Origin of the sequence: Brevibacterium sp. RIT 803 (assembly GCF_016892625.1) — a bacterium.
GTDB lineage: Bacteria > Actinomycetota > Actinomycetes > Actinomycetales > Brevibacteriaceae > Brevibacterium.
In genome coordinates this window covers 78,129-93,899 of the sequence record NZ_JAFEMW010000005.1, presented here as the reverse complement: position 1 = coordinate 93,899, position 15,771 = coordinate 78,129, and the positions used below count along the sequence as shown (strand labels likewise).

Here is a 15,771-nt window from a genome sequence, read left to right as displayed (position 1 = left end):
AGGATGCGAAAGTCCGGGTGAGCGCGTCACCATCTCGTCACATGAGCACGGGTGTCCAGCGTCGAGGCGCGTCTACGATGGAGAGCGACAGTGGTCAATGGTCGAAGACTGGTGGTCGGCCAGGTGAAGGCGAAGGGTGAATGTGACGATGGCTCGGGAGAATTTCGGAATGCCGCAGCGGCCGGTGCCGCAGCAGCCGGTGGCACAGCACCCGAGGTCGCGGTACGTCGCTCCGCAGCACCCCATGCCACGGCTGCCCTCGGTGGTTCCGGGGATTCTGTTGATTATGGCGGGAGCCCTCGGTGTGCTGCTGGCGATCGGAATCATCATGATTCCCGGCGTGCTGTTCCTGTTCGGTGGTGGCGGCAACGTCGATGCCTTCAATGACTTCGCCTCCGGTTTCGTCATCACCGCAGTCATTGTGGGCGTGGTGTCACTGGCGGCTCTCGTCACCGGAATCGTCCTCGCGGTCCGCACCGCGAAGAAGCGTCGTCGCATCAGGCACGCGGCCATGGGCTGGCCGTCGTACCGGTGAGGTTCACACCCCGCGGTGAGCCACCGAGGCTGCGACCTCGTGGAGGATCCCGAGCGCGGCGGCGATGATCGGCTGGCCGGCAGACCCGCTGCGTACCCCGGTGAGGATCTTCCGGGACGGTACCGGATCTCCGCGCAAGGGCACGCGGGCCACATCGTAGCCCTCGGGCAGTCTGGCCAGGCGGGGGATGAGCGCCACCCCCAATCCGGCAGAGACCAGGGCCGCTCCGGTCTCCCACTCCCGCGACTGATGGGCGTTCTCGGGGAAGAAGCCGGCGGCCGCGCAGGCTGTTCGCACCAGCCGGTAGTAGGGCGAACCCGGGCGGTCGAGGATCCAACTCTCCTCAGCAGCCTCACTCAGTGACACCGCCGAGCGAGTGGCCAAGCGGTGATCGCTGCGGACGAGGAGGTCGAGCCGGTCGCTGACCAGCGCATTCTGCTCGAACCGGATGTCGCTGCGCGGCGGCAGCGGGTCCGTGGCCACGACGACGGCGATATCTGCCTGCTCGGTGACGAGGAGTTCGAAGCACTCCTCCGGCTCGGCCTCGATGATGGTGACCTGAGAATCGGGGAAAAGTTCGTTCACCTTCTCCGCAGTCGGTGGCAGCAGCGCCGCCGCAGCCGTCGAGAAGCCGCACAGGCGCAGTCGCCTCTGCTGCATGGGGCTGCCCGCATCGGCCTCGGCGAGTTCGCCGCGAATCTCCTCCCACCGGGTGAAGAGCTCCTGTGTCCGCTCAAGGAGGAGCTGGCCCACAGGGGTCAGAACGAGGCCTCTTCCGCGCTGTTCGAGGATGGGCAGACCGAGGTCCTTGGACAGGGATCGCAGCTGATGAGACACGGCGGAAGGGGTATATCCGAGGCGGTGTGCGGCCTCGGTGAGAGTTCCGACCTCGGAGAGCACTCGGAGCACCTGGAGACGCTGATCGATCATGCAATATTGTTGCACGATCCAGTGGAAAAAGATTCGCTTTTCTTCGCAGGTTTTCCGGCGGACACTGGCCTTAGGCAACAGCAATCGCAGCGAGGCGGTGACACCGATGACTTTGGCACCCGAAGTCGATCCCAGAACAGACAAACCAGACAGGCTCATCGACGAGCGTCGACCCGGCTACTGTCTTGAGGCCCCCTTCTATCTCTCCGATGAGTTCTATCGCAGGGACATCGACGCGGTATTCGCCGCGACATGGATCTTCGCAGCGGCAGCTGCCGAGGTGCCCGAGCCCGGCGATTTCGTCACCATCGACATCGGCGACTATTCGGTCATCATCATCCGCGATGACGACGAGGAGATCCGCGCCCACCACAACGTCTGCCGCCACAGAGGCGCTCGCCTCCTGTCCGAGACCAATGGGTCCGTGGGCAACATCGTCTGCAGCTACCACCAGTGGACCTACTCACCCGAGGGCGACCTCATGTCCGCAGGTGTCCAGGCTCCCGGCTTCGACCGGACCTGCTTCTCCCTGCGCTCGGTCAACGTCCGCGTCGTCGCTGGCCTGGTCTTCATCTGCCTGGCGCACAATCCGCCGGAGGACTTCGCCGAGGTGGCCGAGCGGATCTCGCCCTACATCGAACCGCACGCCCTGAACAAGACCAAGGTCGCCGCTCAGGTCGATCTCATCGAGCACGCCAATTGGAAGCTCGTCATGGAGAACAACCGCGAGTGCTATCACTGCGAGGCCGGGCACCCGGAGCTGACCTGCACATTCTTCCCAACCTATGGCTACGCCCCGGACGAGATCCCCAAACGGCTCAAGCCCGCCTATCAGCGCTACCTCGACGCCGAGGAGAGACTGCGGGTCAACAGCGAACGCAACAACCTGCCCACGCAGCTCATCGCAGAGCTCAGCGGCCGAGCCACCGGCTTCCGCATCGAACGGGCGGCTCTCGACGGAAAGGGGGAGTCGTACACGATGGACGGCGGGGCCGCCTCGGCGAAGCTCCTCGGTGAACTCGATACCCCTGAGCTCGGGCGACTATCCATGCACACTCAGCCCAACGCCTGGTTCCACTTCATGGGCGACCACGCGGTCACCTTCTCCCTCATTCCCCTGGGGCCCGACACCACGCGGGTGCGCTCGACCTGGCTGGTCCATGAGGATGCGGTCGAAGGCGTCGACTATGACGTTGAGAACCTCACGACCGTGTGGGTGAAGACGAACGAGCAGGATGCGGCGCTGTGCGCGAAGGCCCACCGCGGGATCTCGTCGCCGGCCTACATTCCGGGACCCTATGCGCCCACGGAGAGCGACCTCGAAGAATTCTGCACGTGGTACATCGAACGGCTGCAGGCTCACAGGGTGCAGACCGACGTACGGCAGGCTGGCCAGGGAGGACAGGGCTGATGACGATCGACCAGGAGACACTGAACGCCGGCTTTGACGCGGCAGCCCCCGGCTATGCTGCGACGGCCCCCGGCTTTGACGCGGCAGCACCCGATGCCGACGCGGAACTGACCGGGATGGTCGAATGCGTGTCCATCACCGATGTCACGCACAACGTCAGGAGCTTCGAGCTCTTTGCCCCCTGGATGGCTCGGATCGACTTCGAACCCGGACAGTACGTGACGGTGCGCATCCCCGAACTCGAGTGTGAGCGCTGCTATTCGATCGCCTCGGCACCGTTCGGGACGAACACATTCACCCTCACCGTCAAACGCGTGGACGGCGGCGCGGTCTCGACCTACCTGCACGACGTGCTCAGGGTCGGCGACCGAGTCCACGTCGACGGTCCGTACGGTCTGTTCAGCACCAGTTTCCACCCGGCCGCGAAGCACCTGTTCGTCTCCGGCGGCTCGGGTCTCTCCCCGATTATGTCGATGGTGCGGTCCCTGCTAGCGCGGCCTGCCGGTGCCCCGACCGACATCGTGCTCATTCACAACGCGGCTACCCCGGCCGACATCATCTTCCGGCCCGAACTCGAGCAGCTGGCCGAGGTCCCCGGTGTGAATGTGGTGACGATGTGCTCGAGAGACTCCGCCACTGAGGTGTGGGCCGGTCGCCGTGGTCGCATCACCTGCGAGGCCCTCGCCGAGGTGGTCCCCGAGTTGGCAGATCGTGAGACCTTTGTCTGCGGTCCTGCCGATTACATGGCCGCAGTCCGGGTGATGCTCGACGAGCTCGGCGTGCTGGGGAGCCGGGTGCACGAGGAGTCTTTCGTCTTCGCGACCTCTCCAGCCGAACGGCTGGCCAAGCGGGCCCAGTTCGCCGAAGTCGAGGCCGCGACCGAGGCAGTTTCGGGGCGGGGAGCGGAGCCTGTTGGTCCACCGTCTGTGTGCGGGGCGTCTCCGCTGAGGAGATTCGGCATCGACTTCACCGGCAGCGGCAAGCATGTCGAATGCGATCCTGAGACCACGGTTCTCGACGCAGCAGTCGAGGCCGGTATGGTCTTCCCGTCTTCCTGCGAAGAGGGGATGTGTGGAACCTGCAAGTCAGTCCTGGTCAGCGGCGAGGTCGAGATGAACCACGCAGGAGGCATCCGCCCCAAGGAGATCGCGGCCGGGAAGTTTCTGCCCTGCTGTTCGACGCCTTTGAGCGACCTCGTTGTGGAGCGGTGACTGAACTCAGCCGACGGCGATGCTGACGACGATCTTCTGCACTCGGGGGATGAGCTCGTCGAGGTCGTGCCCCTCAATGCGGATCCACTGCTCCAGCTGAGCGGCCGAGAGCACGGACATGACCGCCTCGGCGTGCAGTCGTGCATTCTCGGCGTGGTCTTCTCTGCGCACCTCGGCGACGAGGGTTTCGACGTGTCGACGCCAGAAAGGGTAGCCCACTCTGTCGAAACGCCCCCGGGGGCTCGATGCCTCGGTGAGGAGGACGAGGTCGAGGTTGCCCGAGATGTGCCTCATATATGCCTCGGTGAAGGCTGCCAGGCGCTCGTCGCCGGGTGCGCCCGGCCCCAGCGGAGGTGGCCCCTGCAGCATCCGCGAGTGCATGTCTCGGACGCGATCGTCGAGCAGCGCCGAGGCGATTCCCGCTTTATCGGTGAAGTTCCGGTACAGCGTGCCCTTGCCGACCTGAGCGCGCTTGGCCAGTTCGTCCATGGTCAGTCCACCGACTCCCTCATCAGCCAGGAGCTGCGTGGCAGAGTCGAGGATTCGACGTCGATTCCGCTGTGCGTCGGCGCGCAGCGGCTGCTCTGGAGTCGCCATGGGAAGAAGGGCTCTTCCAAAAGCGGACTGCGTTCCGGTATGCTCGCTCATATACGGACTATAGTCCGGATGCACATGCGGACGAAAGCTCCGCGCCTAGACCCAGACACCGACTTCAAGGGGGCAAAGATGACATTCATCAAGGTTGAGCAGCATGGTGGTCCAGAAGCGTACGCGCAGGTGGACAACGAGGAACTGGTACCCGCCGAGGGCCAGATTCTCGTCGAGCTGAGTATCTCAGGCGTCAACTTCCTCGATGTCGTCCAACGTCGCGCGGCTCTGCCCACGCCCTTTCGTGCCGGAGTCGAAGGGGTCGGTCGGGTCGTGTCCACCGGTGACGGTGTCACGGGGTTCGAGGTCGGAACGCGCGTGGGCTGGATGGCCGGTGGGCAGGGAAGCTTCTCGCAGTTCGCCCTCGTCCAGGCGGCCAAAGCGGTCCCGATCCCCGATGACATCGACGATGAGACCGGAGTGGCCGCTCTCATGCAGGGCATCACCGCGCACTACCTGACCACGGACACGCACGCGGTGACTTCGGGCGACGTCGTTGTGGTCCACGCGGCGGCCGGGGGTCTCGGTCAGCTGCTCACTCAGGTCGCCGTGCTCAAGGGCGCGACGGTGATCGGCACGACCTCGTCAGAGGAGAAGGCCGAGATCGCCCGGGCGAACGGAGCGAGCCATGTCTTCGGCTACGAGGACTTCGCCGATAAGACCCTGGAGGTCACCGACGGTATCGGCGCCACCGTCATCTATGACGGCGTCGGAGCGACCACCTTCGACGATGATCTCAAGGCCGTGCGCACCCGGGGCACGATCGTCGTCGTCGGCAACGCCAGCGGTCCGGTCGATCCGGTCGACGTCAACACGCTCAACACCTCGGGCTCGCTCTTCCTCACCCGCCCCACCGTCGCCGACCACGTCCGCACCGCAGATGAGATCCGCGGTCGCACCGATGAGATCTTCGCGTGGATTCGCAGCGGAGACCTCAAGGTGAGCATCGGCGCCCGCTATTCCATCGCCGAGGTGGCCGAGGCCTTCACGGCACTCGAATCCCGGGCGACGACCGGAAAGATCATCCTCGAGCACTGAGTCGCGCAGTGTCATTCACCCCGCGGATTGTTCCGGTCCGATGCGTCGTTCCCGAGACGACGAGCTCCCGCTCCGCCGGTTCCGAGAATGTCGTTCGGGTTGGAATAGGGGCAGGAACGCAGTGACAGGCAGCCGCATCCGATGCAGTTCGAGAAAGAATCTCTCAGTGCGGTGAGGTGGTCGATTCTCTCAGTGAGGTCGTCGTGCCATTCACGTGAGATCCGTGCCCAGTCGCGTTTCGTCGGAATCCCTTCCTCCGGCAGACCTTCCAGGGCATCATTGATGCGATCGAGCCCGATGCCCACGCGTTGGGAAGCGCGAATGAAGGCGATGACCCTGAGCGTGTCACGTCGATACTCGCGTCGATTCCCTGCGGTCCGTCGACTGTGGATTAGCCCTAGCTTCTCGTAGTAATGGAGCGCGGAGACTGCTACTCCCGCTCGCTCGGCGACCTGGCCAGGCTTCAGCCATACCACGTCCTCTGGGATCTGCGGCATCGGCAACGACCTCCTTGACGTCAAGTCCACTTCATGTAGTCGACTGTACATGAACACCTCGACTGACAAGGAGACCAGAAGATGACCGATGTGCAGATATGGGCAGATGTGCGGTGCCCTTGGTGTTGGATCGGACACCGCAGACTCGAGCGGGCTGCCCGCGAAATCGGCGTAGACCTCGTGTTGAGCCACAGGAGTTTTCTGCTTGAGCCCGAAGGGCCACCGATTCATGGACAGCTGCTGCCCGAGGTGGCGACGAGTGAGTGGGGCATGAAATCGGATGAATGGGCCTCGCTCTCGCAGAGGATCAGAGAGGCAGGGCAGGACGTCGGACTCGACATCTCGATCGACACCGCTCTCCGGACCGACTCCCGAGCGGTTCATCGAGTGCTCAGATCGGCGCAGGAGAGGGGACTAGACGTCGACGGTGCGTGGGAACGTGCTTTCGAGGCGCATCTGCGTGGCAATCTCGACGTCTCGGATCCTGACGTGTTGCAGCAGCTGGGTATCGACATGGGGCTGAATGCGACCGAGGTCCACGCGGCAATCGCCAGCGACCACCTGGCAGCCATGGTCCGAGACGATCATCGGGAAGCGGTGGATCGAAGATTTCCCTCGGTACCGGCGTTTCTGATCGGTGACCATTCGATCTCTGGGGCCGCCTCGGTGGAGGAACTGACCTCCTTTCTGCAGAAAGCGAGTGGTCCACAATGACGGATCTTACGATGAAGGCGGCGGCCTTCGACGAATTCGGCTCCGCTGAAGTCCTCCGGGCTCAGCTGCTGTTTCGCCCCCGTGCTGGAACCGGGGACGTGCTCGTGCGTATCATCCGAGCAGGAGTGCAGTTGACCGACGCCGCGATTCGCGCCGGCTGGACTCCTCCCGGTGCGACGATCACATTCCCACAGGTGCCGGGAAACGAATTCTCCGGGATCGTAGAAGAGGTCGGATCTGGCGTTTCGGGCGTGCGCGTCGGCGATGAGGTTCTCGGCTACTCAATGCTCGGCAGCTATGCGGAGTTCGTCGCAGTTCCGGAACACCAGGTCACTGCCAAACCACCGGATCTCGATTGGCAACAGGCTGGCGCGTTATCGGCGTCGGGGCAGACGGCACTGACCGCATTCGAAGATCTGGAGATCACCAGCCGTGATCGTGTTCTTGTCCACGGTGCGGCCGGAGGCGTGGGGACGATCTTCACCCAGCTTGCCGTGCTGGCCGGTGCCGAGGTCGTCGGAACAGCGAGCGTCGGGAACCACGACTATCTGCGATCTCTGGGTGCCGAACCAATTGCCTACGGTCCGGGACAGCTGGAGAGGATTCGCGAACTGCCGGGAGGATATGACGTGGCCTTCGACGCTGCCGGTCATGAGAACCTGCTGACTGCCGTCCAGATCGTGACCGACAGAAGGCGTATTGCGACCATAGTGGACATGCCACTCGCCGATGAACTCGGATGCCGTGTTGTGCGGAGCAGGAGGTCCGCCGACCGTCTGGCAGGGCTGGCCCGGCTGGTGTCCGACAACAGACTCCGCGTGCACATCCGTCGCAGCTTCGACCTGGATGAAGCCAGCGAAGCACACCGCGATGTGGAGACCGGCCACGGCCGCGGCAAGGTAGTTCTTCGCATTGCCGAACTGCGATGAGAAGGACCGCAACGTCGCGACGTGAAAAGCTCTGGTCGGTTCAGAGGGCGCCAATCATTCTCAGCGCCCTGGCATTGATGGGCTTCATCGCATTCGAATCCTTCGCCGTCACCACCGTCCTTCCGGTTGCCATGACCGATCTTGACGGGCAGAACTGGTACTCGATGTCCTACGCAGCGACGATCACGACCGGGCTCGTCGGCTATGTTATCGCCGGAATGTGGATCGACGCCCACGGAGTGCGGAAACCGCTTGCCATCGGCGGTGCCCTGTTCGTCCTCGGCATCGCCGTGTGCGCATTGGCCCCGAGCGCACCCATGTTCGTCCTCGGAAGGCTGATTCAGGGCTTCGGCGGAGGAGTCGATTCCGTCGTCATCTACGTGCTCATCGCTCGCACGATGACCGTTGACATGCGTCCGCGCATGTTCGCTCTGCTCAGTGCGGCCTGGCTTCTGCCCTCGCTCGTGGGCCCTCTCGCCGCGGGGCATCTCACCGAGCTCACCACATGGCGGACCGTCTTCTGCGTAGCCGCGGGCGGGTCGGCGATAGCGATCGTCGCTCTGCTGATCGCGGGGGCCAGACCCTCTGCATCTTCGAGCCTCAGCTCATTCGCCGGAGCCGACTTCCCGGATAGATCTGAGGGACCTGCGGTGAAATCACCGCACAGGAACGTCATAGTCGCACTGATGGCTGCTGGTGCCCTCGTCTCTCTTCACTTCGCCGGTCAGCTTTCGGTCGTGGAGGGCCTTGTGCTTCTCCTCCTTGGCAGCCTTATTCTCCTCCCGGCGGCTCGTATGCTCCTGCCTGCGGGAACATTCACCCTGCGGACGGGGGCTCCGCGGCTGGTGGGACTACGAGCGATCTTGGGAGCCATAACCACAGCCAGCGATGTTCACCTGACTCTCTACCTCCAAGATCAACGCGGTTTCGCGTCTTCGACGGCGGGCCTCGTCATTGCCAGCGGAGCAGCGGGCTGGGCAGCAGGTTCATGGATTCAGGGCAGATTCGACGCCGACAGGACGCGTGACGGTCGACTCCTTGCTCTAGCTGCACCGCTGGTCTCCTTCGGGCCCGTGATCGTCGTCGGCTACACTCTCGATCTCCTCAGCCTTCCGGCGGTCATTCTCGGATGTGTGCTCATGGGCGCTGGGATGGGTATCGCCTACCCGCGCATCGCCTCGGCGACCCTGCGGATCACGAATTCGGACGAACATGGGAGGTACAGTGCGTCGTTGCAGGCGTCGGAGAGCATGGGAACTGCCGCGCTGCTCGCCGTGATCGGCATACTGCTGTCAGCCATGGTCGGGGACTCCGGGTTCGTCACCAGTTACCTCGTCCTTGCCGTTCTGGGGCTTGTCGGCATCGCGATTGTATGGTGGCCGACTGGCTCGCTTCGCGATGCATCCCGCACATGACCGAGGCGGGTAGCCCGGTCGTATCTCTACATGTGAAGGGACACGCTGCCCTCGGGACAACGTCGACAGCGCGGTGTGCTGCTCGACAAGACACTACCGATTCAGAGTCGCCTCCCGCAGCCCGTAGGTGCCGAGCACATAGGGTTTGAAGTCGACGACGTCGCTGCTGATTCCGTACAGCGCCTTCTGGTAGGCGACCGGGATGATCGGGGCGTCGTCGGCGACCTTCTGTTGGATCTTCGCGTAGAGCTCGTTCTGCTTGTCCGGATCGGGTTCGGCCAGAGCCTGCGTCGACCATTTCTTGACGTCGGGATCGCCGTAACCGGAGCGGATGCCCGAGTCGTCGGTGACCGCGAGGAAGTTGATCATCTGCGAGGTGTCGGAGACGTCCGAGGTCGCATAGCCGACCTGTACTTCGAAGTCGCCGTTGGTGCGGTTGGTCACCAGGGTCGCATCGTCGAGCTTCTGCACATGGACCGTGATCCCGAGGTCCTGCCACGACTGCTGGGCGATCTGTGCGAGCAGTTCACGGTCTGCCACGCCGGAAGGGATCTGGATAGTGATCTCCAGCCCCTCCGCGTGATCGGATTCGGCCATGAGCTTCTTGGCCTTGTCCATGGTGTACTCGCCGCCGGTGATGCCTTCGGCATGGCCCGTCAGACCAGGGGAGATGAAGGAGCTTGCCGGATCCGCATAGCCGGCATAGACGACATCGACGACGGATTTCCGGTCGACGGCGTAGGACATCGCCCGGCGAACCTTCGGGTCGTCGAGACCCTTGACGGTGTTGTTGAGGTTGAAGTAGAGGATCTTCGTCGATTCGAAGGCGGTAGCCGAGACATCCTGCGACCGGTCCATGGTGCTCATGCTCAAGGGGGCAGGCTCCTCATTGATGTGGGCCTGTCCGCCCTGGAGCTGGAGTCTTCGGGTGTTGTCCTCGGAGACCACATTGAACGTCACCGAGTGCAGATTCGGCACGCCCTCTTCCCAGTAGTCGTCGTTGCGCACGAGCTTGAGGCTCTGCCCCTTGGACCAGGAGTCGACCTTGAAGGGTCCCGTGCCGTCGGCATGCGTTGCCATGTATTCGGCATCGTGACCGCCGAAGTCCTTCGGGTAGATCGCGGCGGCGAACAGCGCCATATAGCTGGGCAGCGGTCCCCATGGTTTGGACAGCTCAATCTTGACCGTGGAGTCGTCGACCTTCTTGACGTCGTCGATGAGGGTGAATTCCCCGGCCCAGAGATTGGCGTCGTCGCTTGCGTCCCGCGCGTAGTTGAGTGAGAAGACGACATCATCGGCCGTGAGCTCCTTGCCGCTGTGGAACTTCACGTTCTCACGCAGATCGAACGTCCACGAGAGCTTGTCCTTCGACTCCTTCCAGTCCGTCGCGAGACCCGGAACGACTCCGGTCCCATCGGGTTTGTTCAGCGTCAGCGTCTCGTACACCTGCTGCAGAGTCCAGATATCGGCATTCTGCGTCGTGGTCGGCGGCAGCAGGGTGGTGGCGTCCTTGCCGCGAGCGAAGATGAGGTCGCCCCCGTTGGCAGGCGCCTCCTCATTGCCCGATCCGCAGCCGGTGAGTATCAGCAGCGACGTGGCGACGACGGCGAGGAATCTGGACGTGCGCTTGCCGAACATCAACGGCCTCCTTCGCTCGCCGAGGTGGTTCGCCGTTCCGGAGTCTGATCGAGGAAGGCACTGTCGAACCGGGGGATGGCGCGGAGCAGGGTCTTCGTGTAGTCCTCACGAGGGTGATGGAAGATCTCGGCTGTCGAACCGTTCTCGACAAGGACTCCGTTGTGGATGACGCAGACACGCTCGCACAGGCTCTTCACCACCGCCAGGTCATGGGAGATGAAGAGGATCGACAGTCCCAGCTCTTCACGCAGCCGAGCGAAGAGAGCGATGATCTCTGCCTGCACGCTGACATCAAGGGCGGACACCGCCTCGTCGGCCACGATCACCTCGGGCTGGACCGCGAGTGCTCGGGCGATGGCCACGCGTTGGCGCTGACCGCCGGACATGGCAGTGGGAGTCCGGTCGAGGAATTCGACCGGCAGGCGAACCATGTCCATGAGTTCGGCGCACCTGCGCTTCAGGGCTGCTCCCGAGGCGAGCTTATGGTGCCTGATCACCTCGGAGAGGGTGCTGCGCACCGTGTACCGGGGATCAAGGGAGGCGAAGGGATCCTGGAACACCATCTGGACGACCCGCCACTGCTGAGCGCTGCGTTTCGGCTCTAGCTCCTGGCCGTTGAAGGAGACCGTGCCCGAATAATCGCGCTGCAGCCCGCAGATGACCCGGGAGACCGTGGACTTTCCGGAGCCGGATTCTCCGACGAGGCCGACGATCTCGCCCGGGGCGACGTCGATGCTCACGTCATCGACGGCAGTGAATGATCGCTCGCCCCGACCGAAGGTGACGGTGATGTTCTCGGCTCTGAGCCCGGAACCCGAAGGTGAGACCGGCCGGGAACCTGTGTCTCGGCGGGAGTCGTCATCGCCCTGTGACAGCAGTCGTGTGGTCATGTCGCCCTCTCCAGCTGCACTCCATCGTCGATGCGTGGAGTCGCCGACAGGAGTCTGCGTGTGTAGTCCTCCTGCGGCTCGTCGAAGATTCTCTGCAGATTCCCGTGTTCGATGATCTTTCCGCTCTTCATCACGCTGATGCTCGTGCACAGCTGGGCGACGACGGCGAGATCATGCGTGACGTAGAGCAGACCCAGACCCTTCTCCTGCTGCATCGTACGAAACAGATCGAGCACCTGAGCCTGGATCGTGACATCCAATGCCGTCGTGGGTTCATCGCAGAGGAGTATCTCCGGCTCCTGCGCGAGGGCGGCCGCGATCATCACGCGCTGTCGCATGCCCCCGGAGAGCTGGAACGGGTAGTCCGAGACACGACGTTCCGGGTTCGCAATGCCGACTCGGTCCATCAGCTCGATCGCGAGGTCATGAGACGCACGCTTCGACAGGCCCTTGTGCTCGGCAATGGCATCGGTGATCTGGCGTCCGACCTTCATCACGGGATTGAGCGCGATCGCCGGCTCCTGGAACACCATCGAGATTCCGGTGCCGCGCACCTTCTGGTCGTAGCGTCTGTCGCTGCCCAAAGTGAGGATGTTCCTCCCTCGGAATCTGACCTCCCCTTCGACGACAGTGGCCGCCGGCGGCAGCATCCCGAGAATCGTGCGCAGGGTCATCGACTTCCCTGACCCCGATTCGCCGACGAGGCCCATCGGCTCTCCCGGCTCAAGGGTGATCGAAACATCGTCGAGGATCCGGTGCTTGCCGACCTCCCCGTCGATGTCGACGGTGAGCGAGTCGACCTCGAGCAGGGGCTGCCCGGGTTGTGACTGATTAGGCTGGGGCGGCGCGGATTCGGGACTCATATGGTTCACCTCTTCGGCTTCAGGATGTTGGTCAGGCCGTCACCGATGAGCGCCAAGGCCAGGGATACGAGGACGACGGCGAAGCCGGGCCAGAGGATGAGTCCGTAGTTGCCGGTGCCCATGTACTGTTGGCCGTCATTCATCATCTGCCCCCAGTCCGCTGTCGGCGGGACGATGCCCATGCCGAAGAAGCTGAGGGTGACGACGACGCCGATGTTGAGGACGATGTCACTCATTCCGTAGATGATTCCCTGGCTGACGGTGTTCGGGACGACGTGTCGGGCGAGAATGCGCGGAGTCGAGAGTCCGCTGGCGCGACAGGCGGAGATGAACTCCTCCTCTCGCAGCACAAGGACCTCACCGCGGACGATGCGGGCGTAGGCGACCCAGGACACGAGGCTGATGGCGACGAAGATGCTGGCCATGCCGTTGCCCATGACGAACACGAGCACGATGACGAGGACGTAGAAGGGGAAGGCCGAGACGATATCGGCCAGGCGCATGATGACGACATCGACCCACCTGCCGAAATAGCCTGCCAGGGCCCCCAGCACGGTGCCCAGGATGAACGGCACGATGACGGCGATGACGGCGACCATGAGATCGACTCGTCCGCCGTTGAGAAAGCGGGAGAGGATGTCGCGACCCAGCTGATCCGTGCCCATAGGGTGGGCGAGAGAGGACGGGCCGAAGGCGTTGAGGAGGTCCTGCCGGTTCGGATCGGCAGTGACGAACAGCGGCCCGATCGCCAGGATCGCGACGATGATGCTCATAATGGCCAGGCCGATCCACAGCTGCAGATTGTGCCGCCGCAGGAACGCCGGCAGCGGCAATGTGAAACGGGCCTGTGGTGTGGTCTGGGACGCAAGAGGTTCGACGGACATGCTCAGCCTCCCAGCCGTACGCGCGGATCGACGACGCTGTAGATGATGTCGGTGAGCAGATAGACGAGGACGACGAGCACGCCGAAGACGACGGTCAGTGCCTGGACGACGTTGTAGTCGCGGGCCAGTACCGACTGCATGAGCAGCGAACCGGCGCCCGGAATCGCGAACACGTTCTCGACGATGAGAGCACCGCCGACAAGATGTCCGACCTGGATGCCGAGGATCGAGATCCCCGTGATTCCTGCATTGCGGAACGCATAGTTCGTCACAGTCTTCGACCGGCTCAGCCCCTTGGACATCGCGAAGTTCGTGTACTCGGCCGACAACGAGTCGTTGAGCGCCGCGGTCAGGCTGCGGATGAGGACGGGACAGATTGTGAGTGCGACCGCGATCCCGGGCAGCACCAGAGAGTAGAGATGCTCGCCCAGGTTGCGCCCATATCCGCCGACAGGGAACAGTCCCGTATTTACTCCGAGAACCAAGATCAACAGGGTGCCGACGAAGAATGCGGGCATCCCCTGGACCGTGGCGGTGAAGAATCGGGAGATGATCGCCGCGGTTGGGCTCTTGGTCGCTGCCACCCACAGCGAGATCGGGATGGAGATGGCGAGGGCGAAGATGACCGAGACCAGCATGAGCATGAGGGTCGCAGGCATGCGCAGCTTGAGCAGCTCGAGCACGGAGGTCTGGAAGATGAATGACGGGCCGAAGTCGCCGACGACCAGTCCGCCGAGGAACTGGAAGTACTGAATGAGGAACGGCTGGTCGAGTCCCCATGCGTGCCGCAGCTGGGCAACCGCCTCCGGAGTGGCTTTGTCACCGAGGTAGGCAGCGGCAGGATCGCCGGGAGCGAGCTGCATGAGTACGAACGAGAGTGTGGCAACGCCGAGGACGATGGGAACCATGAGAAATATGCGCCTGGCGATGTATTTGCCCACGGTCACTCTCTCCATCGATGCGTAAAGGTATGTTCAATCTACCTTTATATGACGCGGCTCACAATGCTCCGCCGGAAGAACTTTACCGGCAGATGGGCTTGCCGAGGGGGTCATGCGCGCAGTGTCGCTGATCTTCCGACAGGAGACGGTCGGGATCATTCAGCGCAGAACGAAGCCCGGAACCAGCTCATCGCGGGGATCGACGACGAACGTGCAGGTGGAGATCTTGTGCGCGCTCGCCTCGATGGTCGCGATGACGCCGTCCTTCGCCTCGGCGAGGACACTGGCTCGGAATCGAGTGCCGATGATCGACTCGTGGAGAAGCGTCTGGCTGGCTGCCAGTTCTCCGCTGGCGTGGAGAATGCCGATTCGCGCTGCCGTCCCGGACCCGCAGGGAGAGCGGTCGACCTGGCCGTCGGCGAAGACGGTCACGTTCCGCTGGTGGAGCTCACCACCCGGCCCTAGGCCGAGGCGATTGACGATGATGGTGCCGTATACCCCGCTCAGTCTGCTGTCGCTGCGATGCTGAGACAGCGGATGATCGGCCAACGCCGTCTTCACCTGACGTCCGAGACTGATGAGTTCGTTGAGATTCTCCGGCACGACGGTGAGGCCGATTCGGTCCGCGTCGAGGCAGGCATAGATCGCGCCTCCCCATGCGAGATCGACGCTGATCGATTGTCGACCGGAGTTGGACTCTTCTCTGCCCATCGTGCTCTTCTGCGCCTCGTCATCGCAGCTGATATCGATTTCGATGTCGGATGCGATGACTCGACAGGCGACGTTGATGAAGTCGACCGAGGTGACTTCGCCGTCGGGGTCGGTGTGGACGGTGGCGGTGACACGTCCCGACGGGACGTCGATGACGACATCGGTGACCCCCGATTCGGCAGCGCTCACCAATCCGGATTCGACTGCCCATGTTCCCAAAGCGATCGTCCCGTGGCCGCAGGCAGTGGAGAATCCGTCCTTGTGCCAGAACAGGACTCCGAGGTCGGCACCGTCGTCATCGGGAGCAGTGACGAATCCGCCGTACATATCGGCATGTCCACGCGGCTCGAAGACCAGCAGTCGGCGCAGTCCGTCGATCGCCTCGCTGCCGATCGCGTTCATTCGCTTCTCGGCCACAGTGGAACCCGGGATCTCCACCGGGGGATCGGCGACGATCCGGAAAGGCTCCCCTCCGGTGTGATAGTCGATCGTGGTGATCGTGGTTTGTCCGCTCAT

16 protein-coding genes are annotated in these 15,771 nt (G+C 63.3%); 7 read left to right on the top strand and 9 right to left on the bottom strand.

The features are described 5' to 3' along the window. Positions 1 to 169 precede the first annotated feature (169 nt). Positions 170 to 535 (top strand): hypothetical protein, encoded by a 366-nt coding sequence (locus JTF07_RS16045; protein WP_204235235.1) that lies wholly within the window; start codon positions 170 to 172, stop codon positions 533 to 535. Between the two features lie 3 nt (positions 536 to 538). Here the strand turns inward: JTF07_RS16045 and JTF07_RS16040 are convergent, their stop codons facing one another. Beyond that, on the bottom strand, positions 539 to 1,465 hold the full coding sequence (locus JTF07_RS16040) for a LysR family transcriptional regulator (RefSeq protein ID WP_204235234.1): 927 nt from the start codon (positions 1,463 to 1,465) through the stop codon (positions 539 to 541). A gap of 106 nt (positions 1,466 to 1,571) precedes the next feature. On the opposite strand from JTF07_RS16040, the gene JTF07_RS16035 reads away from it, so the two are divergent. Further along, positions 1,572 to 2,876, top strand: a complete 1,305-nt coding sequence (locus JTF07_RS16035; RefSeq protein WP_204235233.1) for an aromatic ring-hydroxylating oxygenase subunit alpha — start codon at positions 1,572 to 1,574, stop codon at positions 2,874 to 2,876. Next, on the top strand, positions 2,876 to 4,087 hold the full coding sequence (locus JTF07_RS16030) for an FAD-binding oxidoreductase (RefSeq protein ID WP_204235232.1): 1,212 nt from the start codon (positions 2,876 to 2,878) through the stop codon (positions 4,085 to 4,087). Before JTF07_RS16035 ends, JTF07_RS16030 begins: the two co-directional genes overlap by 1 nt. 6 nt (positions 4,088 to 4,093) lie before the next feature. Here the strand turns inward: JTF07_RS16030 and JTF07_RS16025 are convergent, their stop codons facing one another. Further along, on the bottom strand, positions 4,094 to 4,735 hold the full coding sequence (locus JTF07_RS16025) for a TetR/AcrR family transcriptional regulator (RefSeq protein WP_204235231.1): 642 nt from the start codon (positions 4,733 to 4,735) through the stop codon (positions 4,094 to 4,096). A gap of 78 nt (positions 4,736 to 4,813) precedes the next feature. On the opposite strand from JTF07_RS16025, the gene JTF07_RS16020 reads away from it, so the two are divergent. Then, positions 4,814 to 5,773, top strand: coding sequence for a quinone oxidoreductase family protein (locus JTF07_RS16020; RefSeq protein WP_204235230.1), 960 nt, complete (start codon positions 4,814 to 4,816; stop codon positions 5,771 to 5,773). 11 nt (positions 5,774 to 5,784) lie between these two features. On the opposite strand, the gene soxR is transcribed toward JTF07_RS16020, so the two are convergent. Further along, positions 5,785 to 6,270, bottom strand: a complete 486-nt coding sequence (soxR, locus tag JTF07_RS16015; protein ID WP_204235229.1) for a redox-sensitive transcriptional activator SoxR — start codon at positions 6,268 to 6,270, stop codon at positions 5,785 to 5,787. An 81-nt stretch (positions 6,271 to 6,351) separates the two neighbouring features. Between soxR and JTF07_RS16010 the strand changes: the two genes are divergently transcribed. From JTF07_RS16010 to JTF07_RS16000, 3 genes are all read left to right on the top strand, one after another. Then, on the top strand, positions 6,352 to 6,984 hold the full coding sequence (locus tag JTF07_RS16010) for a DsbA family oxidoreductase (protein ID WP_204235228.1): 633 nt from the start codon (positions 6,352 to 6,354) through the stop codon (positions 6,982 to 6,984). Further along, positions 6,981 to 7,913, top strand: coding sequence for an NADP-dependent oxidoreductase (locus tag JTF07_RS16005; RefSeq protein WP_213018890.1), 933 nt, complete (start codon positions 6,981 to 6,983; stop codon positions 7,911 to 7,913). The genes JTF07_RS16010 and JTF07_RS16005 overlap by 4 nt, the downstream gene beginning before the upstream one ends. A gap of 77 nt (positions 7,914 to 7,990) precedes the next feature. Then, positions 7,991 to 9,328, top strand: a complete 1,338-nt coding sequence (locus JTF07_RS16000; protein ID WP_204235227.1) for an MFS transporter — start codon at positions 7,991 to 7,993, stop codon at positions 9,326 to 9,328. A 93-nt stretch (positions 9,329 to 9,421) separates the two neighbouring features. Here the strand turns inward: JTF07_RS16000 and JTF07_RS15995 are convergent, their stop codons facing one another. The 6 genes from JTF07_RS15995 to JTF07_RS15970 form a co-directional block, all read right to left on the bottom strand. Further along, positions 9,422 to 10,966: an ABC transporter substrate-binding protein gene (locus JTF07_RS15995; RefSeq protein WP_204235226.1), complete on the bottom strand. Its 1,545-nt coding sequence runs from the start codon at positions 10,964 to 10,966 to the stop codon at positions 9,422 to 9,424. Then, a complete protein-coding gene (locus JTF07_RS15990; RefSeq protein WP_204235225.1) occupies positions 10,966 to 11,856 on the bottom strand; it encodes an ABC transporter ATP-binding protein in 891 nt (296 codons plus the stop codon). Before JTF07_RS15990 ends, JTF07_RS15995 begins: the two co-directional genes overlap by 1 nt. Then, positions 11,853 to 12,719: an ABC transporter ATP-binding protein gene (locus tag JTF07_RS15985; protein ID WP_204235224.1), complete on the bottom strand. Its 867-nt coding sequence runs from the start codon at positions 12,717 to 12,719 to the stop codon at positions 11,853 to 11,855. Before JTF07_RS15985 ends, JTF07_RS15990 begins: the two co-directional genes overlap by 4 nt. Before the next feature lie 5 nt (positions 12,720 to 12,724). Continuing rightward, positions 12,725 to 13,603: an ABC transporter permease gene (locus JTF07_RS15980; RefSeq protein WP_204235223.1), complete on the bottom strand. Its 879-nt coding sequence runs from the start codon at positions 13,601 to 13,603 to the stop codon at positions 12,725 to 12,727. Positions 13,604 to 13,605: 2 nt separating this feature from the next. Beyond that, positions 13,606 to 14,544 carry an ABC transporter permease gene (locus JTF07_RS15975; protein ID WP_204235222.1) on the bottom strand — a complete coding sequence of 313 codons (939 nt, stop codon included), beginning with the start codon at positions 14,542 to 14,544 and terminating at the stop codon, positions 13,606 to 13,608. Positions 14,545 to 14,703: 159 nt separating this feature from the next. Next, positions 14,704 to 15,771, bottom strand: a complete 1,068-nt coding sequence (locus JTF07_RS15970) for a proline racemase family protein (protein ID WP_204235221.1) — start codon at positions 15,769 to 15,771, stop codon at positions 14,704 to 14,706.

What these genes read in the sequence shown, in the direction of transcription:
- JTF07_RS16045 (WP_204235235.1), top strand. Translation starts at nt 170, where the DNA reads ATGCCGCAGCGGCCGGTGCCGCAGCAGCCGGTGGCACAGCACCCGAGG.
- JTF07_RS16040 (WP_204235234.1), bottom strand. Translation starts at nt 1,465, where the DNA reads ATGATCGATCAGCGTCTCCAGGTGCTCCGAGTGCTCTCCGAGGTCGGA.
- JTF07_RS16035 (WP_204235233.1), top strand. Translation starts at nt 1,572, where the DNA reads ATGACTTTGGCACCCGAAGTCGATCCCAGAACAGACAAACCAGACAGG.
- JTF07_RS16030 (WP_204235232.1), top strand. Translation starts at nt 2,876, where the DNA reads ATGACGATCGACCAGGAGACACTGAACGCCGGCTTTGACGCGGCAGCC.
- JTF07_RS16025 (WP_204235231.1), bottom strand. Translation starts at nt 4,735, where the DNA reads ATGAGCGAGCATACCGGAACGCAGTCCGCTTTTGGAAGAGCCCTTCTT.
- JTF07_RS16020 (WP_204235230.1), top strand. Translation starts at nt 4,814, where the DNA reads ATGACATTCATCAAGGTTGAGCAGCATGGTGGTCCAGAAGCGTACGCG.
- soxR (WP_204235229.1), bottom strand. Translation starts at nt 6,270, where the DNA reads ATGCCGCAGATCCCAGAGGACGTGGTATGGCTGAAGCCTGGCCAGGTC.
- JTF07_RS16010 (WP_204235228.1), top strand. Translation starts at nt 6,352, where the DNA reads ATGACCGATGTGCAGATATGGGCAGATGTGCGGTGCCCTTGGTGTTGG.
- JTF07_RS16005 (WP_213018890.1), top strand. Translation starts at nt 6,981, where the DNA reads ATGACGGATCTTACGATGAAGGCGGCGGCCTTCGACGAATTCGGCTCC.
- JTF07_RS16000 (WP_204235227.1), top strand. Translation starts at nt 7,991, where the DNA reads ATGGGCTTCATCGCATTCGAATCCTTCGCCGTCACCACCGTCCTTCCG.
- JTF07_RS15995 (WP_204235226.1), bottom strand. Translation starts at nt 10,966, where the DNA reads ATGTTCGGCAAGCGCACGTCCAGATTCCTCGCCGTCGTCGCCACGTCG.
- JTF07_RS15990 (WP_204235225.1), bottom strand. Translation starts at nt 11,856, where the DNA reads ATGACCACACGACTGCTGTCACAGGGCGATGACGACTCCCGCCGAGAC.
- JTF07_RS15985 (WP_204235224.1), bottom strand. Translation starts at nt 12,719, where the DNA reads ATGAGTCCCGAATCCGCGCCGCCCCAGCCTAATCAGTCACAACCCGGG.
- JTF07_RS15980 (WP_204235223.1), bottom strand. Translation starts at nt 13,603, where the DNA reads ATGTCCGTCGAACCTCTTGCGTCCCAGACCACACCACAGGCCCGTTTC.
- JTF07_RS15970 (WP_204235221.1), bottom strand. Translation starts at nt 15,771, where the DNA reads ATGAGCGGACAAACCACGATCACCACGATCGACTATCACACCGGAGGG.